This window comes from Pseudomonas sp. PB101 (genome assembly GCF_009764265.1).
Lineage (GTDB): Bacteria > Pseudomonadota > Gammaproteobacteria > Pseudomonadales > Pseudomonadaceae > Aquipseudomonas.
Genome location: NZ_RWIR01000087.1, coordinates 38,810 through 60,629, shown reverse-complemented (window position 1 = coordinate 60,629; position 21,820 = coordinate 38,810). Strand labels below are relative to the sequence as shown.

Annotated in this window: 17 protein-coding genes; 8 read left to right on the top strand and 9 right to left on the bottom strand. The window is 63.0% G+C overall.

The features are described 5' to 3' along the window. Positions 1-100: 100 nt before the first annotated feature. Positions 101-1,498 carry an MFS transporter gene (locus tag EI969_RS26430; RefSeq protein WP_160390345.1) on the top strand — a complete coding sequence of 466 codons (1,398 nt, stop codon included), beginning with the start codon at positions 101-103 and terminating at the stop codon, positions 1,496-1,498. A gap of 9 nt (positions 1,499-1,507) precedes the next feature. Beyond that, positions 1,508-2,026: a single-stranded DNA-binding protein gene (locus EI969_RS26425; protein WP_007984430.1), complete on the top strand. Its 519-nt coding sequence runs from the start codon at positions 1,508-1,510 to the stop codon at positions 2,024-2,026. A gap of 97 nt (positions 2,027-2,123) precedes the next feature. Here the strand turns inward: EI969_RS26425 and EI969_RS26420 are convergent, their stop codons facing one another. Then, positions 2,124-2,672 carry a cysteine hydrolase family protein gene (locus EI969_RS26420; RefSeq protein ID WP_160390344.1) on the bottom strand — a complete coding sequence of 183 codons (549 nt, stop codon included), beginning with the start codon at positions 2,670-2,672 and terminating at the stop codon, positions 2,124-2,126. A 101-nt stretch (positions 2,673-2,773) separates the two neighbouring features. Here EI969_RS26420 and EI969_RS26415 point away from each other — a divergent pair, with 101 nt between their 5' ends. From EI969_RS26415 to EI969_RS26405, 3 genes are all read left to right on the top strand, one after another. Beyond that, entirely contained in the window at positions 2,774-3,766 is a 993-nt protein-coding gene (locus EI969_RS26415) for a GlxA family transcriptional regulator (RefSeq protein ID WP_160390343.1), read from the top strand. A gap of 261 nt (positions 3,767-4,027) precedes the next feature. After that, the gene (locus EI969_RS26410) at positions 4,028-5,137 is read left to right on the top strand and encodes a DUF3182 family protein (protein WP_160390342.1); all 1,110 of its coding nucleotides are present in this window, start codon (positions 4,028-4,030) and stop codon (positions 5,135-5,137) included. After that, positions 5,127-5,885, top strand: a complete 759-nt coding sequence (locus EI969_RS26405) for a S9 family peptidase (RefSeq protein WP_150716045.1) — start codon at positions 5,127-5,129, stop codon at positions 5,883-5,885. Before EI969_RS26410 ends, EI969_RS26405 begins: the two co-directional genes overlap by 11 nt. Before the next feature lie 122 nt (positions 5,886-6,007). Here the strand turns inward: EI969_RS26405 and EI969_RS26400 are convergent, their stop codons facing one another. From EI969_RS26400 to EI969_RS26390, 3 genes are read right to left on the bottom strand one after another with little or no spacing between them, the layout of a single operon-like run. After that, on the bottom strand, positions 6,008-6,994 hold the full coding sequence (locus EI969_RS26400; RefSeq protein ID WP_160390341.1) for a lysylphosphatidylglycerol synthase domain-containing protein: 987 nt from the start codon (positions 6,992-6,994) through the stop codon (positions 6,008-6,010). Beyond that, positions 6,981-8,273 carry a cardiolipin synthase ClsB gene (gene clsB / locus EI969_RS26395; RefSeq protein WP_160390340.1) on the bottom strand — a complete coding sequence of 431 codons (1,293 nt, stop codon included), beginning with the start codon at positions 8,271-8,273 and terminating at the stop codon, positions 6,981-6,983. The genes EI969_RS26400 and clsB overlap by 14 nt, the downstream gene beginning before the upstream one ends. Next, a complete protein-coding gene (locus tag EI969_RS26390) occupies positions 8,270-9,034 on the bottom strand; it encodes an endonuclease/exonuclease/phosphatase family protein (protein WP_256678371.1) in 765 nt (254 codons plus the stop codon). The genes clsB and EI969_RS26390 overlap by 4 nt, the downstream gene beginning before the upstream one ends. A gap of 470 nt (positions 9,035-9,504) precedes the next feature. Between EI969_RS26390 and EI969_RS26385 the strand changes: the two genes are divergently transcribed. Further along, a complete protein-coding gene (locus EI969_RS26385; RefSeq protein ID WP_160390338.1) occupies positions 9,505-11,628 on the top strand; it encodes a mechanosensitive ion channel family protein in 2,124 nt (707 codons plus the stop codon). Between the two features lie 139 nt (positions 11,629-11,767). Here the strand turns inward: EI969_RS26385 and EI969_RS26380 are convergent, their stop codons facing one another. After that, on the bottom strand, positions 11,768-16,075 hold the full coding sequence (locus tag EI969_RS26380) for a DNA glycosylase AlkZ-like family protein (protein WP_160390337.1): 4,308 nt from the start codon (positions 16,073-16,075) through the stop codon (positions 11,768-11,770). A gap of 303 nt (positions 16,076-16,378) precedes the next feature. Here EI969_RS26380 and EI969_RS26375 point away from each other — a divergent pair, with 303 nt between their 5' ends. Both EI969_RS26375 and EI969_RS26370 read left to right on the top strand, forming a co-directional pair. Then, entirely contained in the window at positions 16,379-17,263 is an 885-nt protein-coding gene (locus tag EI969_RS26375) for a sugar nucleotide-binding protein (RefSeq protein WP_160390336.1), read from the top strand. Further along, complete coding sequence (locus tag EI969_RS26370) at positions 17,256-18,185, top strand: NAD-dependent epimerase/dehydratase family protein (RefSeq protein ID WP_160390335.1); 930 nt, start codon at positions 17,256-17,258, stop codon at positions 18,183-18,185. Before EI969_RS26375 ends, EI969_RS26370 begins: the two co-directional genes overlap by 8 nt. 200 nt (positions 18,186-18,385) lie before the next feature. On the opposite strand, the gene EI969_RS26365 is transcribed toward EI969_RS26370, so the two are convergent. From EI969_RS26365 to EI969_RS26350, 4 genes are all read right to left on the bottom strand, one after another. Beyond that, a complete protein-coding gene (locus EI969_RS26365) occupies positions 18,386-19,084 on the bottom strand; it encodes an OmpW family protein (RefSeq protein ID WP_160390334.1) in 699 nt (232 codons plus the stop codon). 221 nt (positions 19,085-19,305) lie between these two features. Then, positions 19,306-19,824 carry a DUF3299 domain-containing protein gene (locus tag EI969_RS26360; protein ID WP_056728945.1) on the bottom strand — a complete coding sequence of 173 codons (519 nt, stop codon included), beginning with the start codon at positions 19,822-19,824 and terminating at the stop codon, positions 19,306-19,308. An 11-nt stretch (positions 19,825-19,835) separates the two neighbouring features. Further along, positions 19,836-21,101 carry an ABC transporter permease gene (locus tag EI969_RS26355; RefSeq protein WP_160390333.1) on the bottom strand — a complete coding sequence of 422 codons (1,266 nt, stop codon included), beginning with the start codon at positions 21,099-21,101 and terminating at the stop codon, positions 19,836-19,838. 1 nt (position 21,102) lies between these two features. Further along, the gene (locus tag EI969_RS26350) at positions 21,103-21,813 is read right to left on the bottom strand and encodes an ABC transporter ATP-binding protein (protein ID WP_057713120.1); all 711 of its coding nucleotides are present in this window, start codon (positions 21,811-21,813) and stop codon (positions 21,103-21,105) included. Between the last annotated feature and the right edge of the window lie 7 nt (positions 21,814-21,820).

Here is a 21,820-nt window from a genome sequence, read left to right as displayed (position 1 = left end):
GCATGAAGAGTGTGTCAGCAATGCGCGTCAAAGCGTCGCGATATACCCCGCCAATCGATGGGACTGGTAGAATCGCCGCCGGTTCACATGAGGTTTTTCCATGCACGATCCCCACAGCGAGCGCATGAGTGGCAGCGAGACCCGCGCAGCAAGCGGTCTGGCCCTGGTGTTCGCCTTCCGTATGCTTGGCATGTTCATGGTGTTGCCGGTACTGGCGACCTATGGGATGGATCTGGCCGGAGCCACGCCGGCCCTGATCGGCCTGGCGATTGGCGCTTATGGCCTGACCCAGGCGGTTTTCCAGATTCCGTTCGGGATCATTTCCGACCGCATCGGCCGCCGTCCGGTGATTTACCTGGGGCTGATCGTCTTCGCCCTGGGCAGTGTGCTGGCGTCGCAGGCCGATTCGATCTGGGGCGTGATCGCCGGACGAATCCTGCAGGGTGCCGGGGCGATTTCCGCGGCGGTCATGGCCTTGCTGTCCGACCTGACCCGCGAGCAGCACCGGACCAAGGCCATGGCCATGATCGGCATGACCATCGGCCTGTCGTTTGCGGTGGCCATGGTGGTTGGACCGCTGCTGACCCGTGCCTTCGGGCTGTCCGGGCTGTTTCTGGCCACCGGTGGCATGGCGCTGTTCGGCATCGTGATCGTGATGTTCATGGTGCCGCGCTCCACCGGCCCGTTGCAGCATCGCGAATCCGGCGTTGCGCGCCAGGCGCTGATCCCGACGCTCAAGCATCCGGACCTGTTGCGCCTGGACCTGGGCATTTTTGTGTTGCACGCGATGTTGATGTCCAGCTTCGTCGCCTTGCCACTGGCGCTGGTCGAGAAGGCCGGGCTGCCCAAAGAGCAGCACTGGTGGGTGTACCTGACCGCGCTGCTGATTTCTTTCTTCGCCATGATCCCGTTCATTATCTACGGCGAAAAGAAACGCAAAATGAAACGAGTTTTGCTCGGCGCCGTCGTGACGCTGCTGCTCACTGAGCTATTCTTCTGGCAGTTCGGCGACAGCTTGCGGGCTCTGGTGATCGGTACGGTGGTGTTTTTCACCGCGTTCAATCTGCTGGAGGCTTCACTGCCGTCGCTGATCAGCAAGGTTTCACCGGCAGGCGGGAAGGGCACGGCGATGGGGGTTTATTCCACCAGCCAGTTCCTCGGCTCGGCACTGGGGGGAATCCTCGGTGGCTGGCTGTTCCAGCATGGCGGTCTGTCGGTTGTGTTCCTCGGATGCGCCGGTCTGGCTGCACTTTGGTTGGTCTTTGCTGTTACCATGCGCGAACCTCCCTATGTAACGAGCCTGCGCTTGCCGTTGTCGCCCGAAGCGATTCGTGAAGCTGGCCTGATCGAGCGCCTCAAGGCCGTCGTAGGGGTAACAGATGCAATTGTCGTTGCCGATGAAGCCGCCATTTACATCAAACTGGACACAGAATTATTGGATCGCACCACTCTCGAGCGTCTGGTGAACAACCCGGCCGCGACAGCGTGCGAAGCCTAGGAGAACGCAATGGCCCGTGGGGTTAACAAAGTCATATTGGTCGGCACTTGCGGCCAGGATCCTGAAGTTCGTTATCTGCCGAACGGCAACGCCGTGACCAACCTGAGTCTGGCAACCAGCGAACAGTGGACCGACAAGCAAACCGGTCAGAAAGTCGAAAAGACCGAATGGCACCGTGTGTCGATGTTCGGCAAGGTTGCGGAAATCGCCGGCGAATACCTGCGTAAAGGTTCGCAGGTGTACATCGAAGGCAAGCTGCAGACCCGCGAGTGGGAAAAAGACGGTATCAAGCGTTACACCACCGAAATCGTGGTCGACATGCAAGGCACCATGCAATTGCTCGGCGGCCGTCCACAGGGCGACCAGCAGGGCCAGGGCGGCGGTAACAACTACCAGCAATCCGCTCCGCGCCAGCAGGCTCCGCGTCCACAGCAGTCGGCGCCGCAGCAGTCGCGCCCGGCTCCACAGCAGGCGGCTCCTCAGCCAGCTCCGGATTTCGACAGCTTTGATGACGATATTCCGTTTTAAAGCTGCTGAAAGCCTGCAAACGGCAAGCTGAAAAACAAAACCCGCACTTCGATCTGAAGTGCGGGTTTTTTATGAGCGGTGATATTTAGTCGCAGATTCAGGCCGCGAGGAAATCGTTGGCCGACACCACGCTGGCATAAGCAAACGCCAGGGCCGCCATGAACGCCGCATGGACGTGCGCCGCCGGCACCGTCACGCCATTGAATTCCAGGTCACGAGTGGCGCAGGCGTCATGGATCACGGTCACCTTGTAGCCAAAGTCCGCCGCCGCACGGGTGATGCCGTCGACGCACATGTGGCTCATGCTGCCCACGACCACCAGCTCCTTGATGCCTTGCTCGTCGAGGATCGACTTCAACGCGGTTTCGCGGAACGAGTTGACGAAGTGCTTGAGTACTACCGGTTCGTCGGCGCGGTTGAGCACTTTCGGGTGCAGCTTGGCGCCTTCGGAGTTCGGGGTGAAAAACGGCGCTTCTTCGGAAGTGAATTCGTGGCGGATGTGCACCACCGAATCACCGGCCTTGCGGAAGGCCTCGATCAAGCGAACGGCGTTGTCTGCGGCGACATCGGCACCGACCAGCGGCCACTTGCCTTGGGGGAAGTAGTCGTTCTGGATATCGACTACGATGAGCGCTTGCTTGGCCATGACTGTTTCCTCGAAGTGTGTGTTGGTGTGGAATGAAGTATTGGCTCTGGCGGGCGGTCCGGGGATTGGCCGCACCGACATTAAGAGGGGGAAAACTGACAATGGACGCAGAAAGGGCAATCGCCGAGCTCGGTGTGCTGATCTATCCCGGCGCACAGATGGCGGCGGTGCATGGCTTGACGGACTTGTTCGGGGTGGCCAACCGGATCGCTGCCGAGCATCAGAGCGCCCGGTTGCCGCTGCTGCGGGTCAGCCATTGGCAGGTCGAGGGCGATCAGATGCCGGTTCGGGTGTTCGACAGCCATCCCGGCACGGAGCGCGCCCTGGTGGCGGTATTGATTCCACCGTCGATCGGCGGATTTTCCGAGGGCCAGGCGCCACAGGGATTGATCCGCTGGTTGCGTGAGCAACATGCCCGCGGCGCAACGCTGGGCGGGGTGTGCGTGGGCTCTATCCTGCTGGCTGAAAGCGGTCTGCTCGACGGTCGCAGCGCCACCACTCACTGGACCTCGGCCAAAGCCTTCGCCGAGCGTTATCCGGCGATCCGGCTCAAGGCCGATACGCCGATTGTCGATGACGGAGATCTGATCACCACCGCCGGACTGATGGCCTGGTCCGAGCTGGGGTTGCGCCTGGTCAACAGGCTGCTGGGGCCAAGCATCGCCACCAGCACCGCGCGGTTTCTGGTGGTTGAGCACAGCGACAGCGCCAGTGAGTGCGGAAGCAATTTTGCGCCGATTCTCAGTCATGGCGATGCGGCGATCCTCAAGGTGCAGCACTGGCTGCAAAGCACCGGGGCGACCGACGTCTCGCTGGCGGCGATGGCCGAAAAGGCAGGCCTGGAAGAGCGCACCCTCCTGCGCCGATTCCGTACGGCCACCGGGCTCAAACCCACCGAGTACTGCCAGCATCTGCGAGTCGGCAAGGCCCGGGAAATGCTCGAATTCACCAACGGCACCATCGATCATATTGCCTGGACCGTGGGTTATCAGGACCCGGGGGCGTTTCGTGCGACGTTCAAGAAAATCACCGGGCTGGCGCCGAGTGATTATCGGACTCGGTTCGGGGTGACGCCGGGGGCCGCGGCACGATAGGCCCATCACCAAATTCCATACATTGATGTGCCTGACCCACCGCTATCGCGAGCAAGCTCGCTCCCACAGGGTTGGGTGTGCTGGCTGGCATCGTGCAAAATGCCGGAATACCGAAGCGCGTCGTGCAGAATAAAACAGGCCCCATGCCATCACTTTTTGCGTAACCGGCTGATTTAAATCGCCTTACCCCGCAACGGGCCTTGGCCTGATCCCTGCACCCCCTTCAGCTACATTCATCAAGCGTCGATGGAAGGGGGATGCATGACCCCGACAAACCGCAAGAAACTGGTGGTCGCCCATTCGGTGTTCGCCCAAGCGCCACTGCACGAAGTCGAGACCAACCGTGCGCTGGCTCGCTGGCTGGCGCAGATACTGGGGCTCAAGTACGGCGGCAGTTACGACCCGCAACGACACGAGGGGCGCGACCTCTACCTGTTGCCGACCCAGACCCTGGTGGGCGCCGCAGCTGCCCGACAACTGGGGGTCAAGGGGCCGGGGGATCTGTGGGGCGGTTATGTCGACCACGATTTCATCTGCACCAAAGCCATCAGCCATGGCTTGCTCAACCACAACGCCCATGCGCCGCAAGGCTGGGCACCGTTGTTTTCCGAGCGGGTGCGCAGCGTTGTGCTCGACGGTCTAAGTGTGTTCTCGCTGAAGGATGCACGCCCGGCGGCGGAGCATCTGCTGTATACCGGCCCGATCCGCCTCAAGCCGATTCACGCCTGCGCCGGGCGCGGTCAGGAAGTGATCGACAGCCTCGACCGGTTCGACGAAGTACTCGCCCGGCCCGAAGCCCAAAAGTTGTTCAGCGAAGGCGTGGTGCTGGAACAGGACCTGGATCAAGTGATCACCCACAGCGTCGGCCAGAGTTTCATCGGCGACAGGGTGCTGAGTTACTGCGGTGATCAATACTTGACCAAGGATGCAGAGGGCGAAGAGGTGTATGGCGGCTCGAACCTGTTGGTGGTACAGGGCGGCTACGACGATCTGCTCAAGCTGGACCTGGCCGATGACGTGCGGGTGGCTATCCGGCAGGCACAGGTGTTCGACAGCGCCGCGGATGAAGCCTATCCGCGGTTCTATGCGTCACGGCGCAACTACGACATCGCTCAGGGCATCGATAGCGACGGCAAACAGCGCAGCGGCGTGCTCGAACAATCCTGGCGCATGGGCGGTGCCAGCAGCGCCGAAGTGGCGGCCCTGCAGAGTTTCGTCAACGATCCGGGGATGGGCGCTATCCGCGTGTCTTCGGTGGAGACCTACATCGATCAACCGCTGCCGGCAGACGCCATCGAGGTGTACCGCGGGCCGGCGCAGAGCAGTGACTTTCTCCTCAAGTACGTAACGGTTAAATCCTATGACGGCTAGAAGCGAATCCATTCAGATCGACATCGACAACGAACAGATGAGCGGGACTTTTCTGAGCCCCAAATCGAAAGTCCCCGGCGTGCTCTTCGTGCACGGTTGGGGCGGCAGCCAGGAGAGGGACCTGGAACGCGCCAAGGGCATCGCCGGTCTGGGTTGCGTGTGCCTGACCTTCGACCTGCGGGGGCACACCGGCGGCACCGGCATTCCATTGTCCCGGGTGACCCGCGAAGACAACCTGCGCGACCTGCTGGCGGCCTATGACCGCCTGCTCGCGCACCCGGCCCTCGATACCTCGGCGATTGCCGTGGTCGGCACCAGTTACGGGGGGTACCTGGCCTCGATCCTGACGTCGCTCAGGCCGGTGCGCTGGCTGGCGCTGCGGGTGCCGGCGCTGTATCGCGACGAGCTATGGCACGCGCCGAAACGCGATCTGGACAAGCTGGATCTGCGCGATTATCGAAGCACCCTGGTGCGTGCCGACAGCAACCGGGCCTTGCATGCCTGCTCACAGTTCACCGGGGATGTCCTGCTGGTGCAGTCCGAGACCGACGACTATGTGCCCCACGCGACGATCATGAGCTACCGGGCGGCCTGCCAGCAGACGCATTCACTGACTCACCGCATCCTCGACGGCGCCGACCATGCCTTGAGCGATCCGGTTTCCCAGCAGGCGTACACCTCGATCCTGGTCGACTGGATTACCGAGATGGTGGTGGGGGAACGGTTGAGCATTATTCAATCATCCTGATATCGGGGTGTTCTTGCGGGCCTCATCTCGGGCAAGCCCGCTCCCACAGGGGCTTCGGGTGCTCTACCGATCTATGTAGGAGCGGGCTTGCCCGCGATGGCGTCCTCACAAACAGCACAAAATCACTTGGGTTTCTTTGAGATCCGCAATGACTTGGCCTTGGCCTCCACCAGCAAATACATCACCAGCGTAATCAACAGCGGCAGGATGAAGTAAATCGCCCGATAGGCCAGCAGGCCCGCCACCAGGCTGCCCCGCGAAACCTCGTGTTGCAGCAGCGCAACGAATACCGCCTCGAGTACGCCGAGCCCGGCCGGGATGTGCGTGATGACCCCGGCGATGGCGCTGATCAACAACACGCCAAGCACCAGTGGATAGTCCAGCTTGCTCGGCAGCAAGGTGAAAATCACCGCTGCCATCAGTGACCAGTTCAGGGCCCCGAGGGCCAGTTGCAGCACCGCCATGCGTAGCGACGGCAGATCAATCTCGATGCCGCGAATCGCCCACTCCCGCCGTTTGGCAAACCGGCACGCCGCCAGGTACCCGGCGCTCAGCAGCAATAGCAAAACCCCTACGCCTTGCAGTGCGCTGCTGCTGAGCTTCCAGCCCGGCGGCATGCGCACCAGGCCGCTGCTGAACACGGCGCCGGCAATGACCATGTAGCCGAACCAGTTGGTCGCCAGGCTCAGGCCAAGGATTTTGGCGATGTTGCTCTTGCTCACCCCGAGCCGCGAATACAGCCTGTAACGCATGGCGATGCCGCCGACCCAGGCGCTCAGGTTCAGGTTGAAGGCATAGCTGATGATCCCCACGGGCAGGATCTGCTTCCATGTCAGGTCCTGGCGGATGTAGGTGCGGCCAATCAGGTCGAAGCAGGCGTACACCAGAAAACTCAACAGGGTCAGCCCCGATGCAATGATCAGCGTGCGCACCTTGAAATCGGCCAGGTTATCGAACACTTCGCTCCATTCGAGGCGCTGGGCGAGCGTCGCGAACAGCACGATCAGCATCAGGAAAAACAGCATCGTCAGTGGTCGCTTCCAGCGGCTCCAGTGCGACTTCCCGGCGCTTTTGGCGTGAGTTTCCGAGTGGGGCTCAGCGCGGTCCATGGTCAGCACTCCCGATCGGAGGGATGAAGGGTTTCAGACGAGGCTTATGCGCCGGCAACCAGCCGGCCCACGCCGGGAAATGCCGCAGGAAGTGAAATACCAGGAAACCGATGGTCATGTGCCAGACACGCCCGCGTGGCGTGATGTCGCACGACATGGCCTTGCAGTGGTTGTCGCTGAGGTCTTCCAGGCGGTCGAACAGCAGGCGATTGAAGCCACGGTCGCGGATCAGCACGTTGGCTTCCAGGTTCATCGACAGGCTCAACGGGTCGAGATTGCTGGAGCCGACGGTGCTCCAGTCCTCGTCCACCAGGGCGACCTTGCCGTGCAGCGGGCGGTCGCAATATTCGTAGATTTTTACCCCGGACTTGAGCAGGTAATCGTAGGTCATGCGCGCGGCGAGCTTGGCCACCAGCATGTCCGGTTGCCCTTGCAGGATCAGCCGCACATCCACGCCTCGACGGGCCGCATTGCGGATCTCGCGCAGCAGGCGGAAACCGGGAAAGAAGTAGGCGTTGGCGATCACCACCCGCCGCTGTGCCTGGCGCAACACCTGGCGATACACCTCTTCGATGTCGGTCGGGTGCTCGCCGTTGTCGCGGTACACCAGCCGCACCTGGCCATCGTGATCGCTGACGGCCAGTTCCGAGCGCCGTATCCGCCGTCGTTGCCACCAGTATTTGGCCCGCACCGGCCGACCGCATTGCAGCAGGGCGAAGTGATGGATGTCGGCCACCGCCGGGCCTTGCACCTCCACGGAATAGTCCTGCTTGGCCTCGGGGCCGAAGTCGGCCAGGTGATCGGCAGAAAAGTTGATCCCGCCGATGAACGCAATGCTGCCGTCCACCACCACGATCTTGCGGTGCAGGCGCCGGAACCAGTTGGTGCGGATGCCCAGGCGTTTGGGTGCCGGGTCGAACATTTGCAGGTGCACGCCGGCTGCGGTCATGGCGGTGAGGAACCCGGTACTCAGTTCGCCGCAGCCAAAGCCGTCGAGGCTGACGGTGGTGCGTACACCGCGCTTGGCGGCGTCGATCAGGATCTGTTGCAGCTCATTGCCCACCTTGTCCTCGAACAGAATGAAGGTTTCCAGCAGGATTTCACTTTGCGCCTGGCGCAGGGCGTCAAATACCCGGGGAAAATACGCTTCGCCGTTTTCCAGCAATTCGACGCGATTGCTGCCTTGCCAGCCATATTCGACATCGACCGTCGTCGGCTCGCGGATGGGTGGAGCGGGGATGTGGTCCAGCGTGTTCTTTTCCATCGACTGGCTGCTCATAGCTCGATCTCCACCGAAAGCGGGACATGGTCGGAGAGGTGCGACCAGGGCCGGGTGGACAGCACTTGCGGATGGCTGGCCTTGAGGTTGCGCACGTAGATGCGGTCCAGGCGCAATGCCGGCATGCGCGCGGGGAAACTGCGCGCCGGTTTGCCATGATGCGCGGCGAAGACTTCGCGCAGACCGCAGGGCCTGAGCAGTACATCGGCGCGCTGGCGCCAGTCGTTGAAGTCCCCGGCGACGATCACCGGGGTGTCTTCGGGCAGGGCACCAAGACATTGGGCGAGCAACTTCAATTGCGCCGTGCGGTGGCTTTCGCGCAAGCCCAGGTGCACGCAAATGGCATGCACTTCCCGGTCGTCGCCGGGCAAGCGCAACACGCAATGCAGGAGCCCGCGGTTCTCGTGGCCGCTGATGGACACATCGAGGTTGTCGTGACGGATGATCTGGAATTTCGACAGCAGCGCATTGCCGTGATCGCCCGCGGGATACACCGCATTGCGACCATAGGCGAACTGCGGCCACAGGGTGTCGGCGAGGAATTCGTATTGCGGCATCGCCGGCCAGTTGTTGTAGCGCTTGGGATGCTGTTCGTGGGTGCCGTGGACCTCCTGCAAAAACACCACGTCGGCAGACACACTGCGCACCGCTTCACGCAGTTCCGGCAGGATGAAGCGCCGGTTGAGCGCGGTGAATCCCTTATGAGTGTTGACCGTCAGCACCGTGAAGCGGCAAGTGACGGACGAACCCTGTACCCGCATGTCGGTTGCGTTTGAGTGTGCGGGAATATCGGTGTGATTCGCTGTCATGTCGCCTCCCGCCTGACGGCTACTGTTTTTGGATGACTCTGGGGTGGTGGCGAAAGTTTCGATGGGGCTACGGACGGTACATTCTGTACAGGGCGCCACCGAACAACTGTGGGAGCGAAATTCGGCACTAGACTGGTGGCGATGGTCGAACCGATCGAAAAAAAACCCGCGTGAGCCAGGCCGGTGACGATCCGTGCGAGGATCAACGACTTATAGCCCGGTGCTTGCCACGCCAGCGCCGAGGTCGGCGCCAATGGTGGGTAACAGGCCAACCATTTTGCTTTGAACGCAAAAGTCGCGAGCGCGAGTGTTAGTCTGCGCACCACGACGGCGTCACCGTTCTGCTTTCTGCGGGCAATGTCCGAACTTGCCCGGCATTTCCCGATCAGTTCCTTACCGACACAGCCAAAGGAGCGGGTGTTTTGATCAGGCTCAAGACCGCGATATTGCTGGGAGCGCTGCTGTTTCTGGGCAGCGAGCAACTGGAGGCCGCCGCGATCCCCGGGCTGCCGGCCGCCGCGACCGCCGCAACGCCGCCGGCACACCCCGAACCGCTGGTACAAGGCGGCTTGCTGGGTGCCATCAGTTCAAGCATCGACGAGGTGCAGACCAAACTCGATCTCAACGAAAACCTCGTCGACGTCTGGCGCTTGCGTGCCGATCGCGCGGCCGATGAAGTGGATCAGTTGGTCAATCAGCCATCGGCCCGTTCACCGTGGAGCGTGGCCGGCGATTTCCTGATACTGACCTGCGTGTGGGCAGCCGTGTTTGCTGGGCTTTGGCTGCTTGGGCGGCTGACCGTCAGGCGCTTGTGTGAACACCGTTTGCTGCTCAGCCGCGAACGGGGCCAGGCGTTGCTCGGTTACGTGCTGCCCTACACCCTGGCGGCGGTGGTGAGTCTGCCGTTGACCATCTATGCCAGCCAGTTTTTGCCGATATCGGCGGGACGGGCGCTGGCGCTGTGCCTGGCTTATGCCGCCAGCGCCGGGGTATTCGCTGCGTCATTGGTGCTGTCGCTGGTGGTGGTGTTCAATGTCGGGCACAAGCGGCGGGCGGTGCAGATCATCCGCGAGAAGAGTCCCCGACCCTTGTTCGTTATCGGCTTTCTGGTGGCCTTGAGCGATGCCCTGACCAGCCCGCAGATCGCCCATCAACTGGGCAGCAATCTCACCAGCAGCATCGCCGTGTTCACTGGCTTGGCAGCGTCGATTTCCTTCGGCTTGCTGGTGATCCGCATGCGTCGCCCGGTCGCCCAGGTCATCCGCATCCTGCCGCTGGCCCAACGCCTCAGCCAACCGGCATTGCGCGAGACCCTGCGGATATTTTCCGGGCTCTGGTACTGGCCGATTCTGCTGATGGTGCTGGTCTCGATCATCAACCTGATCGGTGCCGGGGCAGACAACCAGAGAGTGCTGCGCAGCGCCTTGTTCACCACGGTATTGCTGATTGCCACGGTGTTTCTCAGTACCACGCTGCACCATCTGTTCAAGGCGCGCAGCGAAGCGGACCTGCGCCGCAGCAGCGCCTACAAGGAGCGCTTTCTCAATCTGTCCCATGCCTTGCTGCGCATCGCCATGGCCATCGTGTTCATCGACATCCTTGGGCGGATCTGGGGCGTGTCGTTGTTCGAATTCGCAGTGAGCAATGCCGTGGGCCGGGCGATCAGTGATTCCCTGGGCCACATCGGCCTGATCCTGCTGGTGACCTGGATGGTCTGGGTATTGCTCGACACGGCGATCCAGGAGGCCCTGAAACCACCGACCAACAAACGCTCGGCGCGTCAGCCGAGCACGCGGGTGAAAACCATCCTGCCGTTGCTGCGCAACGCGATCAAAATCATCCTGGTGGTGATCTGCGCGATCACCACCATGGCCAACCTGGGCATCAACGTCGCGCCGTTCCTGGCCGGTGCCGGGGTCATCGGCCTGGCCATCGGTTTCGGTTCCCAGCAACTGGTGCAGGACGTGATTACCGGACTGTTCATCATCATCGAGGACACCCTGTCCATCGGCGACTGGGTGGTGCTCGACTCCGGGCATGCCGGCACGGTCGAGGGCCTGACCATCCGCACCTTGCGCCTGCGCGACGGCAAGGGCTTCGTGCACTCGGTACCGTTCGGGCAGATCAAGGCCGTGACCAACCAATCACGGCAATTCGCCTACGCGTTTTTCTCGGTGCAATTCACCTATGACACCGATGTCGACAAGGCCATCGAACTGATCCGCGAGGCGGGGCATTCCATCAGCAGCGATCCGTTCCTGCGCTATAACCTGCAAGGCCCGCTGGATGTGTTCGGCGTGGACAAGATGGACCTCAACGGCGTGGTGCTGACCGCGCAATTTCGCACGGTGTCCGGTGGTCAGTATGCGGTGAGCCGGGCTTTCAACCAGCGTTTGAAAAAGCTTGTGGATAACTCCCCGTGGGTGCATTTCGCGCAGACTTATCCACAGCAGGCACTGGTGCCGAGGTATCCGGTCGAAGCGCCGCCCGAGGTTGAGCCTGATCATTCGGCGGTGTTGATGCCGGATCGGCCGCGGTCTCAGTAAGTCGTCAAGGAAATCTTCGGAGGCTGAGATGGCCTCATCGCGGGCAAGCCCACAGATTTTTTTGTGAGCACAGAATTTGTGAACGACATAGCTCACTGTGGGAGCGGGCTTGCCCGCGAAGGCGCCAGACCAGGCAACCTCAGTGCCGGATCAGTTTGTTGCGCACCTCGGCACTGAGTTGCTGATCCAGCTCACCCCAGAACTGCTGCTTGCCGGCAATCTCGGCCGCCACCGGCAGCCCGTCGCGGAACACCAGCCGATTGCTCGCGAGCGCCGGGACTTTCACGCCGGGCAATAGCGTACCGGCGAGGTTCAGCGGATCGACCCCACACACCGCGACCAGGCTGCCGTCATGCGGCCGACGCCGCACCTCGCGCAGCAATGGAATCGCCTCCGGCAACGCAAACTGCTCGCCCGCCAGGCCACTGACAAACCGCCCGCCGCGAATCTCGCCGCGTGCCTCCAGACGATGGAAAGTGCGCAGCAGTTCGCGCCAACTCGGCAACCAGTCCGCCTCACGCTCCAGCAAGCGCCAGAACACCACGCCGTAGCGGCGCAGCAGGGTCATGGCGATGTGTTCCAGAGTGTCGGCGGGCGTGCGCCGGTTTTCCACCACGGGCGCGGCAGGTGCGCGTCGCAGCAGGGCCCAGCGCCCGGCGTCATCCATGCCGCCGATGAATGCCCCGCGCCCACGCCGACTGTTGCGCGGCTGGCGCTTGCTGGCCGGGGTGATCAGGGCGCGCAACCCGGCAAAGCTGTCGGCGTTCACCAGCCCCGCGCCCACCAGTTCCTGCAGGGCGATTTCCAGCTCAGAACGAAGCAGGTGGGCTTCATGGATCAATTCGTCGAAAAACAGCGCGCCGTGCTGGCTGAGGGCGGCGTGGACTTTTTGCGTTTTCGGCGACAGTTCGCTGACCGGCGTCTGTTCGGTCAAATCGCTCCATAGACCGACCCGGTTGCGTGCCAGCAACACAATCGGCGTGCTGCGCAGCGCAGTGCCGGCGGTTTTGTGGGGCGCCGTCAGGCGCGTCCACACCAGTCTGCCGCTGCGGCACAACTCATCCAGCCAGGTCGCCGAGTAGTCTTTGATTCGCGCTGGCAGGATGTCACTGTCCCAGGCTGAAGCGGCGGCGGGGTAGCCTTCGAATTGCGCGATGATGGCAGGTAATACCGCCGCGCCCTGGCCCTGGCTTGCACTCGACACATGCTGCCAGTCGAACAGGAAACGCATGAAATCCTGCAGCGCCACCGGTTCGATTTCCCGACGCAGGCGCTTGACCGTATAGCGGTGGATTCGCGCCAGCAAATGCCGCTCGCACCATTCTTCCTGGGCGGTGCCCGGGGTGAAGCGGCCGCGCAGTACGTAGCCTTCGCGCTCCAGCTGCGCCAGGGCCTGGTTGACCTGCGTAGCGGGCAAGGCGAGCGGTTCGGCAATCCGATCGAGCGCGAGTGGTCCGAAGGCGCTGAGCCGCGCGCGGATCAGTTCAAGAACGGCTTCGTCAGGTTCCCAGGCTTCATCGAATCCCGGCAGGGCTTGCAGCGGGGGAGCCCATTCGGCCTGTGGATAAATCGCCTGCAGGCAGGTCAGGCGCTCCAGTGGCAGCCACAGCGATTGCCCGGCGTTGATCCGCAAACGGCTGGCGCGTCCACTGTCGGCCAGGGTCCTGAGCCAGTCGAGCCACTGTGGGTTGGCGCCGGCCTCGGCATCGGTGATGCATGCCAGGCTCATCAAGGCCTCGTGCATTTCATCGATATTGCCGGGTGCCGGCCAGGCTTCGTCGCGCACGGCGGCAATCGCCTCGGCGTCCAGCGCGCCGAGGTCGTCGGTGGATTGCGGGTCGCTCCAGCGCCGGTTGAGTACGGCTTGGGTGCGGCGTTCCTCCAGCGGCGCGTCGTCGAGAAAGGTATAGGGTCGGGCACTGAGAATCTCCGCGGCCAGTGGCGAGGGCGCCGGCAAGTCGCGGCTGATCAGGCGGATGTCGCCGCGCTCCATGCGCCGCAACAAGACCAGCCAGCCTTCGGTGTCCATGGCTTCGTGCAGGCAATCGTCGAGAGTTTGCTCCACCAGTGGGTGGTCGGGAATCTCCCGTTCGCCGGCGAGGTTCTCCACGCAGGCGATCTGATCGGGAAACACACTGGCGATCAGGTCTTCGCTTTTCATCCGCTGGATCTGCGGCGGCACTTTTCGCCCGCCGCTGTAGCGTGGCAGGGCCAGCGCTACGCCGGCATTCCAGCGCCAGCGCACGCCGAACAGCGGCGCGTCGAGCACGGCCTGGACCAGGATGTGCTCGGCGCTGTTGCTGTGCAGGTAGCGCCAGACGTCGTCCAGTTCAAAACTGTGGCTGGTGGACAGCGACAGCACGATGGCGTCTTCGCTGGCGGCGGCCTGCAATTCGAAGTTGAAGGTACGACAGAAACGCTTGCGCAGGGCCAGGCCCCAGGCGCGGTTGATGCGGCTGCCGAACGGCGTGTGAATGACCAGTTGGGTGCCGCCGGATTCGTCGAAAAAACGCTCCATCAACAACGTGTCTTGCGAGGGCAGGGCGCCCAGTGCTTGCCGCGCACGGGCCAGGTAATCCACCAGTTGCTCGGCACTGGCGAGGTTCAGGCCGAGGGTATCGGTCAGCCAGTCGAGTGCGGGCTGCAAGTGGCCTGGCGCGGCACCCAGCAGGTCATCGAGTTGCGCCTGCAAGCGCGCCACCGCCGAGGACAATTCGGCGCTGCGCCCCGGTGCTTCACCGAGCCAGAACGGAATGGTCGGCGGCTGGCCCTGGGCATCCTCGACCCGCACCTTGCCGGTTTCCACGCGCAGGATCCGATAGGACGTGTTGCCCAGCTGGAAGATGTCCCCGGCGATGCTCTCCACTGCGAAGTCTTCGTTGATGGTGCCGATGTTCAGCCCTTGAGGCTCCAGCAGCACGGCGTAGTCGGCGTTGTCCGGAATGGTCCCGCCACTGGTCACCGCCGTCAGTTTCGCGCCCCGACGACCGCGCAGGGTGCGGCTTACGGCGTCACGGTGCAGGTAGGCGCTGCGCATACCCTGGCGCCCGTTGTAGCCCTCGGCGAGCATGTGCAGCAGCGCCTGGTAATGTTTGTCGTCGAATGCGGCGTAGGGCGAGGCGCGGCGCAGCATCTCCAGCAGCGCTTGCTCCGGCCATTCCTGGCAACTGACCTCGGCGATGATCTGCTGCGCCAGCACGTCCAGCGGCGCTTGCGGGATCAGCAAGGTGTCGAGTTCACCCCGGCGCACGCAGTCGAGCAGCGCGGCGCATTCGATCAGGTCGTCGCGGGTGGTGGCGAACAAACGGCCCTTGGGCGTGCCGCCGACCTGGTGCCCGGAACGGCCGACCCGTTGTAGAAATCCGGCAATCGAACGCGGCGAGGCGATCTGGCACACCAGGTCGACGTCGCCGATGTCGATCCCCAGTTCCAGCGATGCCGTGGCGATCAGCACTTGCAGGTCGCCGCGCTTGAGTCGCTGCTCGGCATCGAGGCGAAACTCCTTGGCCAGGCTGCCGTGATGGGCCGCCACGGCGTCTTTGCCCAGGCGTTCGCTCAGGTGCCGGCTCAGGCGCTCGGCCAGGCGCCGGGTGTTGACGAAAATCAGCGTGGTCCGGTGTTCGCGGGCGAGGGCGGCGAGGCGGTCGTAGACCAGTTCCCAGACATCGTTGGCCATCACCGCCGACAGCGGAACGGGCGGCACCTCGATGTCCAGGTCGCGGGGGCGGGCGTGGCCGATGTCGATGATCTCGCACGGACGGTCGTGACCGACCAGGAAGCGCGAGACGGCTTCAATGGGTTTTTGCGTGGCCGACAGACCGATGCGCAGCAGCGGCTCGGGGCAGAGTGCCTGCAGGCGTTCCAGGCTCAGGGCCAGATGGCTGCCGCGCTTGCTCGCGGCCATCGCATGGATTTCGTCGATGATCACCGTTTGTGTGGTGCCGAGCATCTGCCGACCGGAATCGGAACCGAGCAGCACGTACAGGGATTCCGGCGTGGTCACCAGAATGTGCGGTGCCGTCTTGCGCATCGCCGAGCGGTCTTTTTGCGCGGTATCACCGGTGCGTACGGCGGTGGTGATCTGCAATTCGGGCAGGCCCATCACGCGCAATTGCTCGGTAATCCCGGCCAGCGGGTTTTGCAGATTAATACGGATGTCGTTGGACAGCGCCTTGAGCGGCGAGACGTAGACCACCAGGGTGGCGTCGGGCAGGCCCTCGGGGTTTTCCAGGCCGCGATGCACCAGGTCGTCGATGACGGCGAGAAAAGCGGTGAGGGTCTTGCCGGAGCCGGTGGGCGCGGCGACCAGGGTCGAACGGCGCTGGCGGATCAACGGCCACGCCCGGGCCTGGGCGGCGGTGACCGCTGCGAATGTGTGGCTGAACCAGGCGCTGACGGCAGGGTGGAAGCCGCTCAGGGCACTGTCTGCGGGGATGGGCAGGTTCATGCTGCAAGTTATGCGGGTGGGTGGGCCAAGATGCAAGTACCACTTGGGGATCTCCATTGGCTGACAGGGCCCCTTCGCGGGCAAGCCCACACAGTGTGCCGGTGTACACAAGACCTTTGTGGGAGCGAGCTTGCTCGCGATGAGGCCAGTGGCGACACTGCAAAACTCAGGCAACTACACTTTACGGATGACGGTTGCGCACTAAACCCGCAAAATGCAACGATTCCGGCAATTACCAACGACATCGCCTGGGCGCGTTGTCGATATAGCCATCGTTCCAATCAGACTGGGCCTGCTGACTCTATGCGAATGCGCCTTATGTTACTGGGCGGCGGAAATGCCCTTGGGCAGGCGCTGATTCGCCTCGGTGCGGAGGAAGACATCGGTTTCCTCGCCCCCCGCCCGCCGCAAGACGGCTGGGATGCCGCGAGCCTGACACAACTGCTCGACGACACCCGTCCCGATGCATTGATCAACCTTGCGTACTACTTCGACTGGTTTCAGGCCGAGGCAGTCAGCGAACAGCGCCTGGCCGGCCAGGAGCGTGCGATCGAGCGTCTGGCGGAACTGTGCCAGCACCACAACATCGTGCTGCTGCAACCTTCCAGCTATCGCGTGTTCGACGGCTCCCGCGCCACCGCCTACAGCGAAAAAGACGAACCGGTGCCCTTGGGCCTGCGCGGCCAGGCATTGTGGCGGATCGAGCAAAGCGTTCGCGCCACCTGCCCGCAACACGTGCTGCTGCGTTTCGGCTGGCTGCTGGACGACAGTCCGGATGGCGCCCTTGGCCGCTTCCTCGCCCGCGCCGAACAACCCGAAGAACTGTTGATGGCCGATGACCGGCGCGGCAATCCGACGCCGGTCGACGATGCCGCCCGGGTAATCATTTCCGTGCTCAAGCAACTCGATTGCGCCGCGCCGCTGTGGGGCACCTACCATTACGCCGGGCATGAGGCGACCACGCCGCTGGCGCTGGGGCAGGCGATTCTGACCGAAGCGCGCAGCCTGCATCAGTTGGCCATCGAAGCCCCGACCGCCCAGGCCCACGCCGCGCGTCCGGATGCGGCGGAAGAGCCACAACACGCGGTACTGGCCTGCAAAAAAATTCTGCACACTTTCGGGATCAAACCACGCGCCTGGCGTGCGGCGCTTCCCGGTCTACTGGACAGGTTCTATCGCCATGGCTGACGGTCCCGTTTTGATCACCGGTGGTGCCGGTTTCATTGGTTCGCACCTGACCGACGCCCTGCTTGCCAAGGGGCATGCGGTGCGGATTCTCGATGACCTGTCCACCGGCAAGCGCAGCAACCTGCCGCTGGACAATCCCCGGGTCGAACTGATCGTCGGTGACGTGGCCGATGCGGCCGTGGTTGCCCGGGCCATGACCGACTGCAGCGCCGTGGCGCACCTGGCGGCCGTGGCGTCGGTGCAGGCTTCGGTGGACGATCCGGTACGCACGCACCAAAGCAACTTCATCGGCACGCTGAACGTCTGCGAAGCCATGCGCCAGACTGGCGTCAAACGCGTGTTGTTCGCCTCCAGCGCGGCGGTGTACGGCAACAATGGCGAGGGCGAGTCGATTGACGAAGACACGCCCAAGGCCCCGCTGACGCCTTATGCGGCGGACAAGCTGGCCGGTGAGCACTACTTCGATTTCTACCGTCGCCAGCATGCGCTGGAGCCGGTGGTTTTCCGCTTCTTCAACATCTTCGGCCCGCGCCAGGATCCGTCCTCGCCGTATTCCGGGGTGATCAGCATTTTCAGCGAGCGCGCACAGAACGGCCTGCCGATCACGGTGTTCGGCGATGGCGAGCAGACCCGGGATTTTGTCTACGTCGAAGACCTGGTTGACTTACTGGTGCAGGCCATCGAGAAGCCCCGGGTCGAAGTCGGTGCGGTCAACGTCGGCTGGAACCAGGCGACGACCCTCAAGCAAATGCTCGAAGCGCTCGAAGCCGTGGTCGGCACGCTGCCACCGGTGAGCTACGGCCCGGCGCGCTCCGGTGATATCCGTCACTCCCGGGCCAACAACCGGCGTCTGTTGGAGCGCTTCACTACCGCGGAGCAGACTCCGATGCGTATAGGGTTGGCGCGATTGCTGGGTCGATAGATGACTGCCCTGCGGACATGAAAAAGGCGCCTTTTTACAGGCGCCTTTTTCACGGCCGGAATTTACCTTGAAGCGGGTAGATTCCCTGTGGCGAGGGGGCTTGGCGGATCGCCGCACCGTCCCGTTCAACTGCGCAGCAGTCGCCATCAGTATTTAGTCTGCTCACCAGCAAGCCTCATTCACCACCACGTGAACGTTCTTTAGAACTTGTAACCCAGACCAACCATGTAGATGAACGGATCCACATCCACGTCGACCTTGGCACGGGTGCCCGGGGCAATCGAGTTGTTTTCAACGGTGGCGCGGGTATCGATATCGATATAACGCACCTGGGCGTTGAGCATGACGTGCTCGGTCAGCATGTAGTCGGCACCGACCTGCCAGGCCATGCCCCAGGAGTTCTTCGCCTTGAAGTTGCTGAAGCCGGCGGACTGGGCTTCGCTGCCGACGTGTTCGTCGTAGATCCAGGTGTAGTTGATACCGGCGCCGACGTACGGCTGAAACGCGGACTTCGCGTCCAGCGGGTAATACACCACGCTCAGGGTTGGCGGCAGGTGCTTGAGCGTGCCGAGTTTGCCGTTGGCGGCGCCCAGGGCGGTGCCTTTGAGTTTGACGTCATGCTCGAACGGCGTGGCCGCCAGCAATTCGATCCCCCAATTGTTGGTGAGCATGTAGGCGACGTTCAGGCCCAGTTGGGTGTCGCTGCTCATGGTCGCCTTGCCGCCCAGGTCGGCGCCCGCCAGCGGGCCTTGATCGACCTTCACGCTGGAACTGTCGGCTTTCGGGTTAACGGTGATGGCGCCCGCACGAAGGATGATGTCACCGGCCTCGTGGGCGTGGGCGAGCGGGGCTGCGAGCGCGAGGGCAACCAGCGAAGCGCTGAGCATGGACTTGTTCATGGGGGCTCCAGAGGACGTTAAAAGTTTTCGATGTCCAATGGTAAGCCGGCTAACTATCCAGTCTTTTGATGCAGCTCAATGAAAGTGAGGGATGACTGGTTCTTGTGTTGTTTTTGATGGCCCCATCGCGGGCAAGCCCGCTCCCACAGGGGAACGCATTCCAATGTGGGAGCGGGCTTGCCCGCGATGGCTGTCGATCAGACGCTACATGACTGTCGGATTCACTCCGGCAATTCATACAGGTAAATCTTGTCCGCCTCCATCTGATACCCGGCATCCGCCAGTTCGCTGGTGGACGCCTTGACCTGCAATGCGCCTTCGATCCAGTAAGGCTGATACAACTCGTCGAGCTTCACACCGACTTCGCTCTTGACGTGCACGATCTGGTTCGACGGCGGTGGCGGCACATGGATGCAGGCGCCGAAATACGGCACCAGCAGGAACTCCGTGGTGCGTCCTTCCTCGCTCACTTCCAGCGGCACGATATAACCCGGCAGGCGAATGTTCTGGCCATCGAGGGTCTTGACCACCGGTGCATTGGGCAGGTCTTGCTTGGCGGCGGGCGCCGATTCGGCCGACAGCGCATTGCTCATCTGCGACAGATCATGCAGCGGCGTCATGTTCGGCACTTCTTTCGGCGCGTCGGGCGGGATCATCTCCGACCAGGTCAGGTCTTTTGGCTGGGCCGCCCAGAGGGGCAGGGCGACCAGCATCAACAGCGCAAGTACAGCGCGGGGCATTTTCAACGTCCTCATAAACGGATCGACAGGCCATCGGCCAGGGATTGGCGATAGGCCCGCCAGGCCGGCACGCTACCCATCAGCAGCGCGGCGATCAGGATGCCACCGAGCAGTGTCCATTCATACTCGCTCGGCCAGGAGAGAGGCAGGAACAAGCCATAGTTGGCCTGCACATAACCCTGGGCCGCCGCGATGCACACATACAGCAACGCCACACCGGCGATCACGCCCGACAGCGCGAGGGCGAAGGCTTCGAGCACCAGCAGCGTCGCGACATGCCAGGGTCGTGCGCCCACCGAACGCAGGATCGCCATCTCCCGGCGGCGTTCATTGAGGCTGGTGAGAATGGCCGTGAGCATGCCGATCAATCCGGTCAGGACCACAAACAGCGAGACCACGAACAGCGCTTTTTCCGCCGTGCCCATCAGGCTCCACAGCTCTTGCAACGCCACGCCCGGCAGGATCGCCAGCATCGGCTCGCCGCGGAATTCGTTGATTTCCCGTTGCAGGGCAAAGGTCGAAATCTTGTTGTTGAGGCCGAGCATGAACGCGGTGATCGCTTGCGGCGTGAGGTCCATGTTGCGCGCCTGATCGGCCGTGATGCGCCCCTCGCCCCGGGCAGGCACGCCGTTATGCCAGTCGATGTGAATCGCTTCCATGCCACCGAGGCTGATGTGCAGCGTGCGGTCCACCGGCGTGCCGGTGCGCTTGAGTATGCCGACCACGGTGAACGGTTTGTCGTCGTGCTTGACCAGGCTGATCGCCGCCACGCCGTGGGCCAGCACCAGTTTGTCGCCGAGTTTGTAGTGCAGCGCCTCGGCCACTTCGGCGCCGAGCACCACTTCGAACGGGTCAGTGGCAAACGGCCTGCCATCGGCCAGTTCCAGGTGTTGCCGGCGGCCGTACTGGTAATGCTCGAAGTAGGCTTCGGTGGTGCCCATCACCCGGTAGCCGCGATGGGAGTCGCCGAGGGACATCGGGATTGCCCACTTCACTTTCGGGTTGCTGGCGAAGTGTTCGAAGCTGTCCCAGCGGATGTTGTTGGTGGCGTTGCCGATGCGGAACACCGAGTACAGCAACAGGTTCACCGAGCCAGAGCGGGCGCCGACGATCAGGTCGGTGCCGCTGATGGTGCTGGCGAAGCTGGCCTTGGCTTCGGTGCGCACGCGCTCCACCGCCAACAGCAGGCACACCGACAGGGCGATGGCGAATGCGGTGAGGATCGCGGTGAAGCGGCGGTTAGCCAGGCTGGCCATGGCTAGACGAAACAGATACATCTCAGACCTCGGACGGGGTGGCGGCGCGATTGAGTTCGGCCAGCGACAGGTTGTGATCGAACAGCGGCGCCAGGCTCTGGTCGTGACTGACGAACAACAGGCTCGACCCGGCTTCGCGGCACTCGGCGAACAACAGGCGAATGAAGTTCTCGCGGGCGTCGTAATCGAGGGCCGAGGTCGGCTCGTCGGCGATCACCAGTTCCGGTTGCCCGATCAGCGCGCGGGCGGCGGCGACCCGCTGCTGCTGGCCGATGGAAAGCGAGTCCGCACGGCGACCGAGGATGTTTTCATCCTTCAGGCCCAAGTGGGCGAGCAGCGTGGCGGCGGCTTTGTCGACGCTGCCGTGGCGTTGTTTCGCCCGTTCGGCACGCAGCTTCGAGAAGTGGCAGGGCAGTTCGACGTTTTCACGCACCGACAGGAACGGCAGCAGGTTGAACTGCTGGAAGATGTAGCCGGTGTGATCGACGCGGAAGTGGTCGCGGGCGCCGGCCGAGAGTTGCGTCAGCTCCTGGCCGAGCAGGCGGATACTGCCGCGATCGGGTTTTTGTACGCCGCCGAGCAGGCCGAGCAAGGTGGTCTTGCCGCTGCCGCTGGGGCCTTTGAGGAACAGGGTTTCCCCGCGCTCCAGGCGAAACGCCGGGATGTCCAGCAGCGGCGGGTGACCGGGCCAGCTGAAGCCCAGGTCGGACAGTTCGATGAGTGCTTGGGTCATTTAGCCG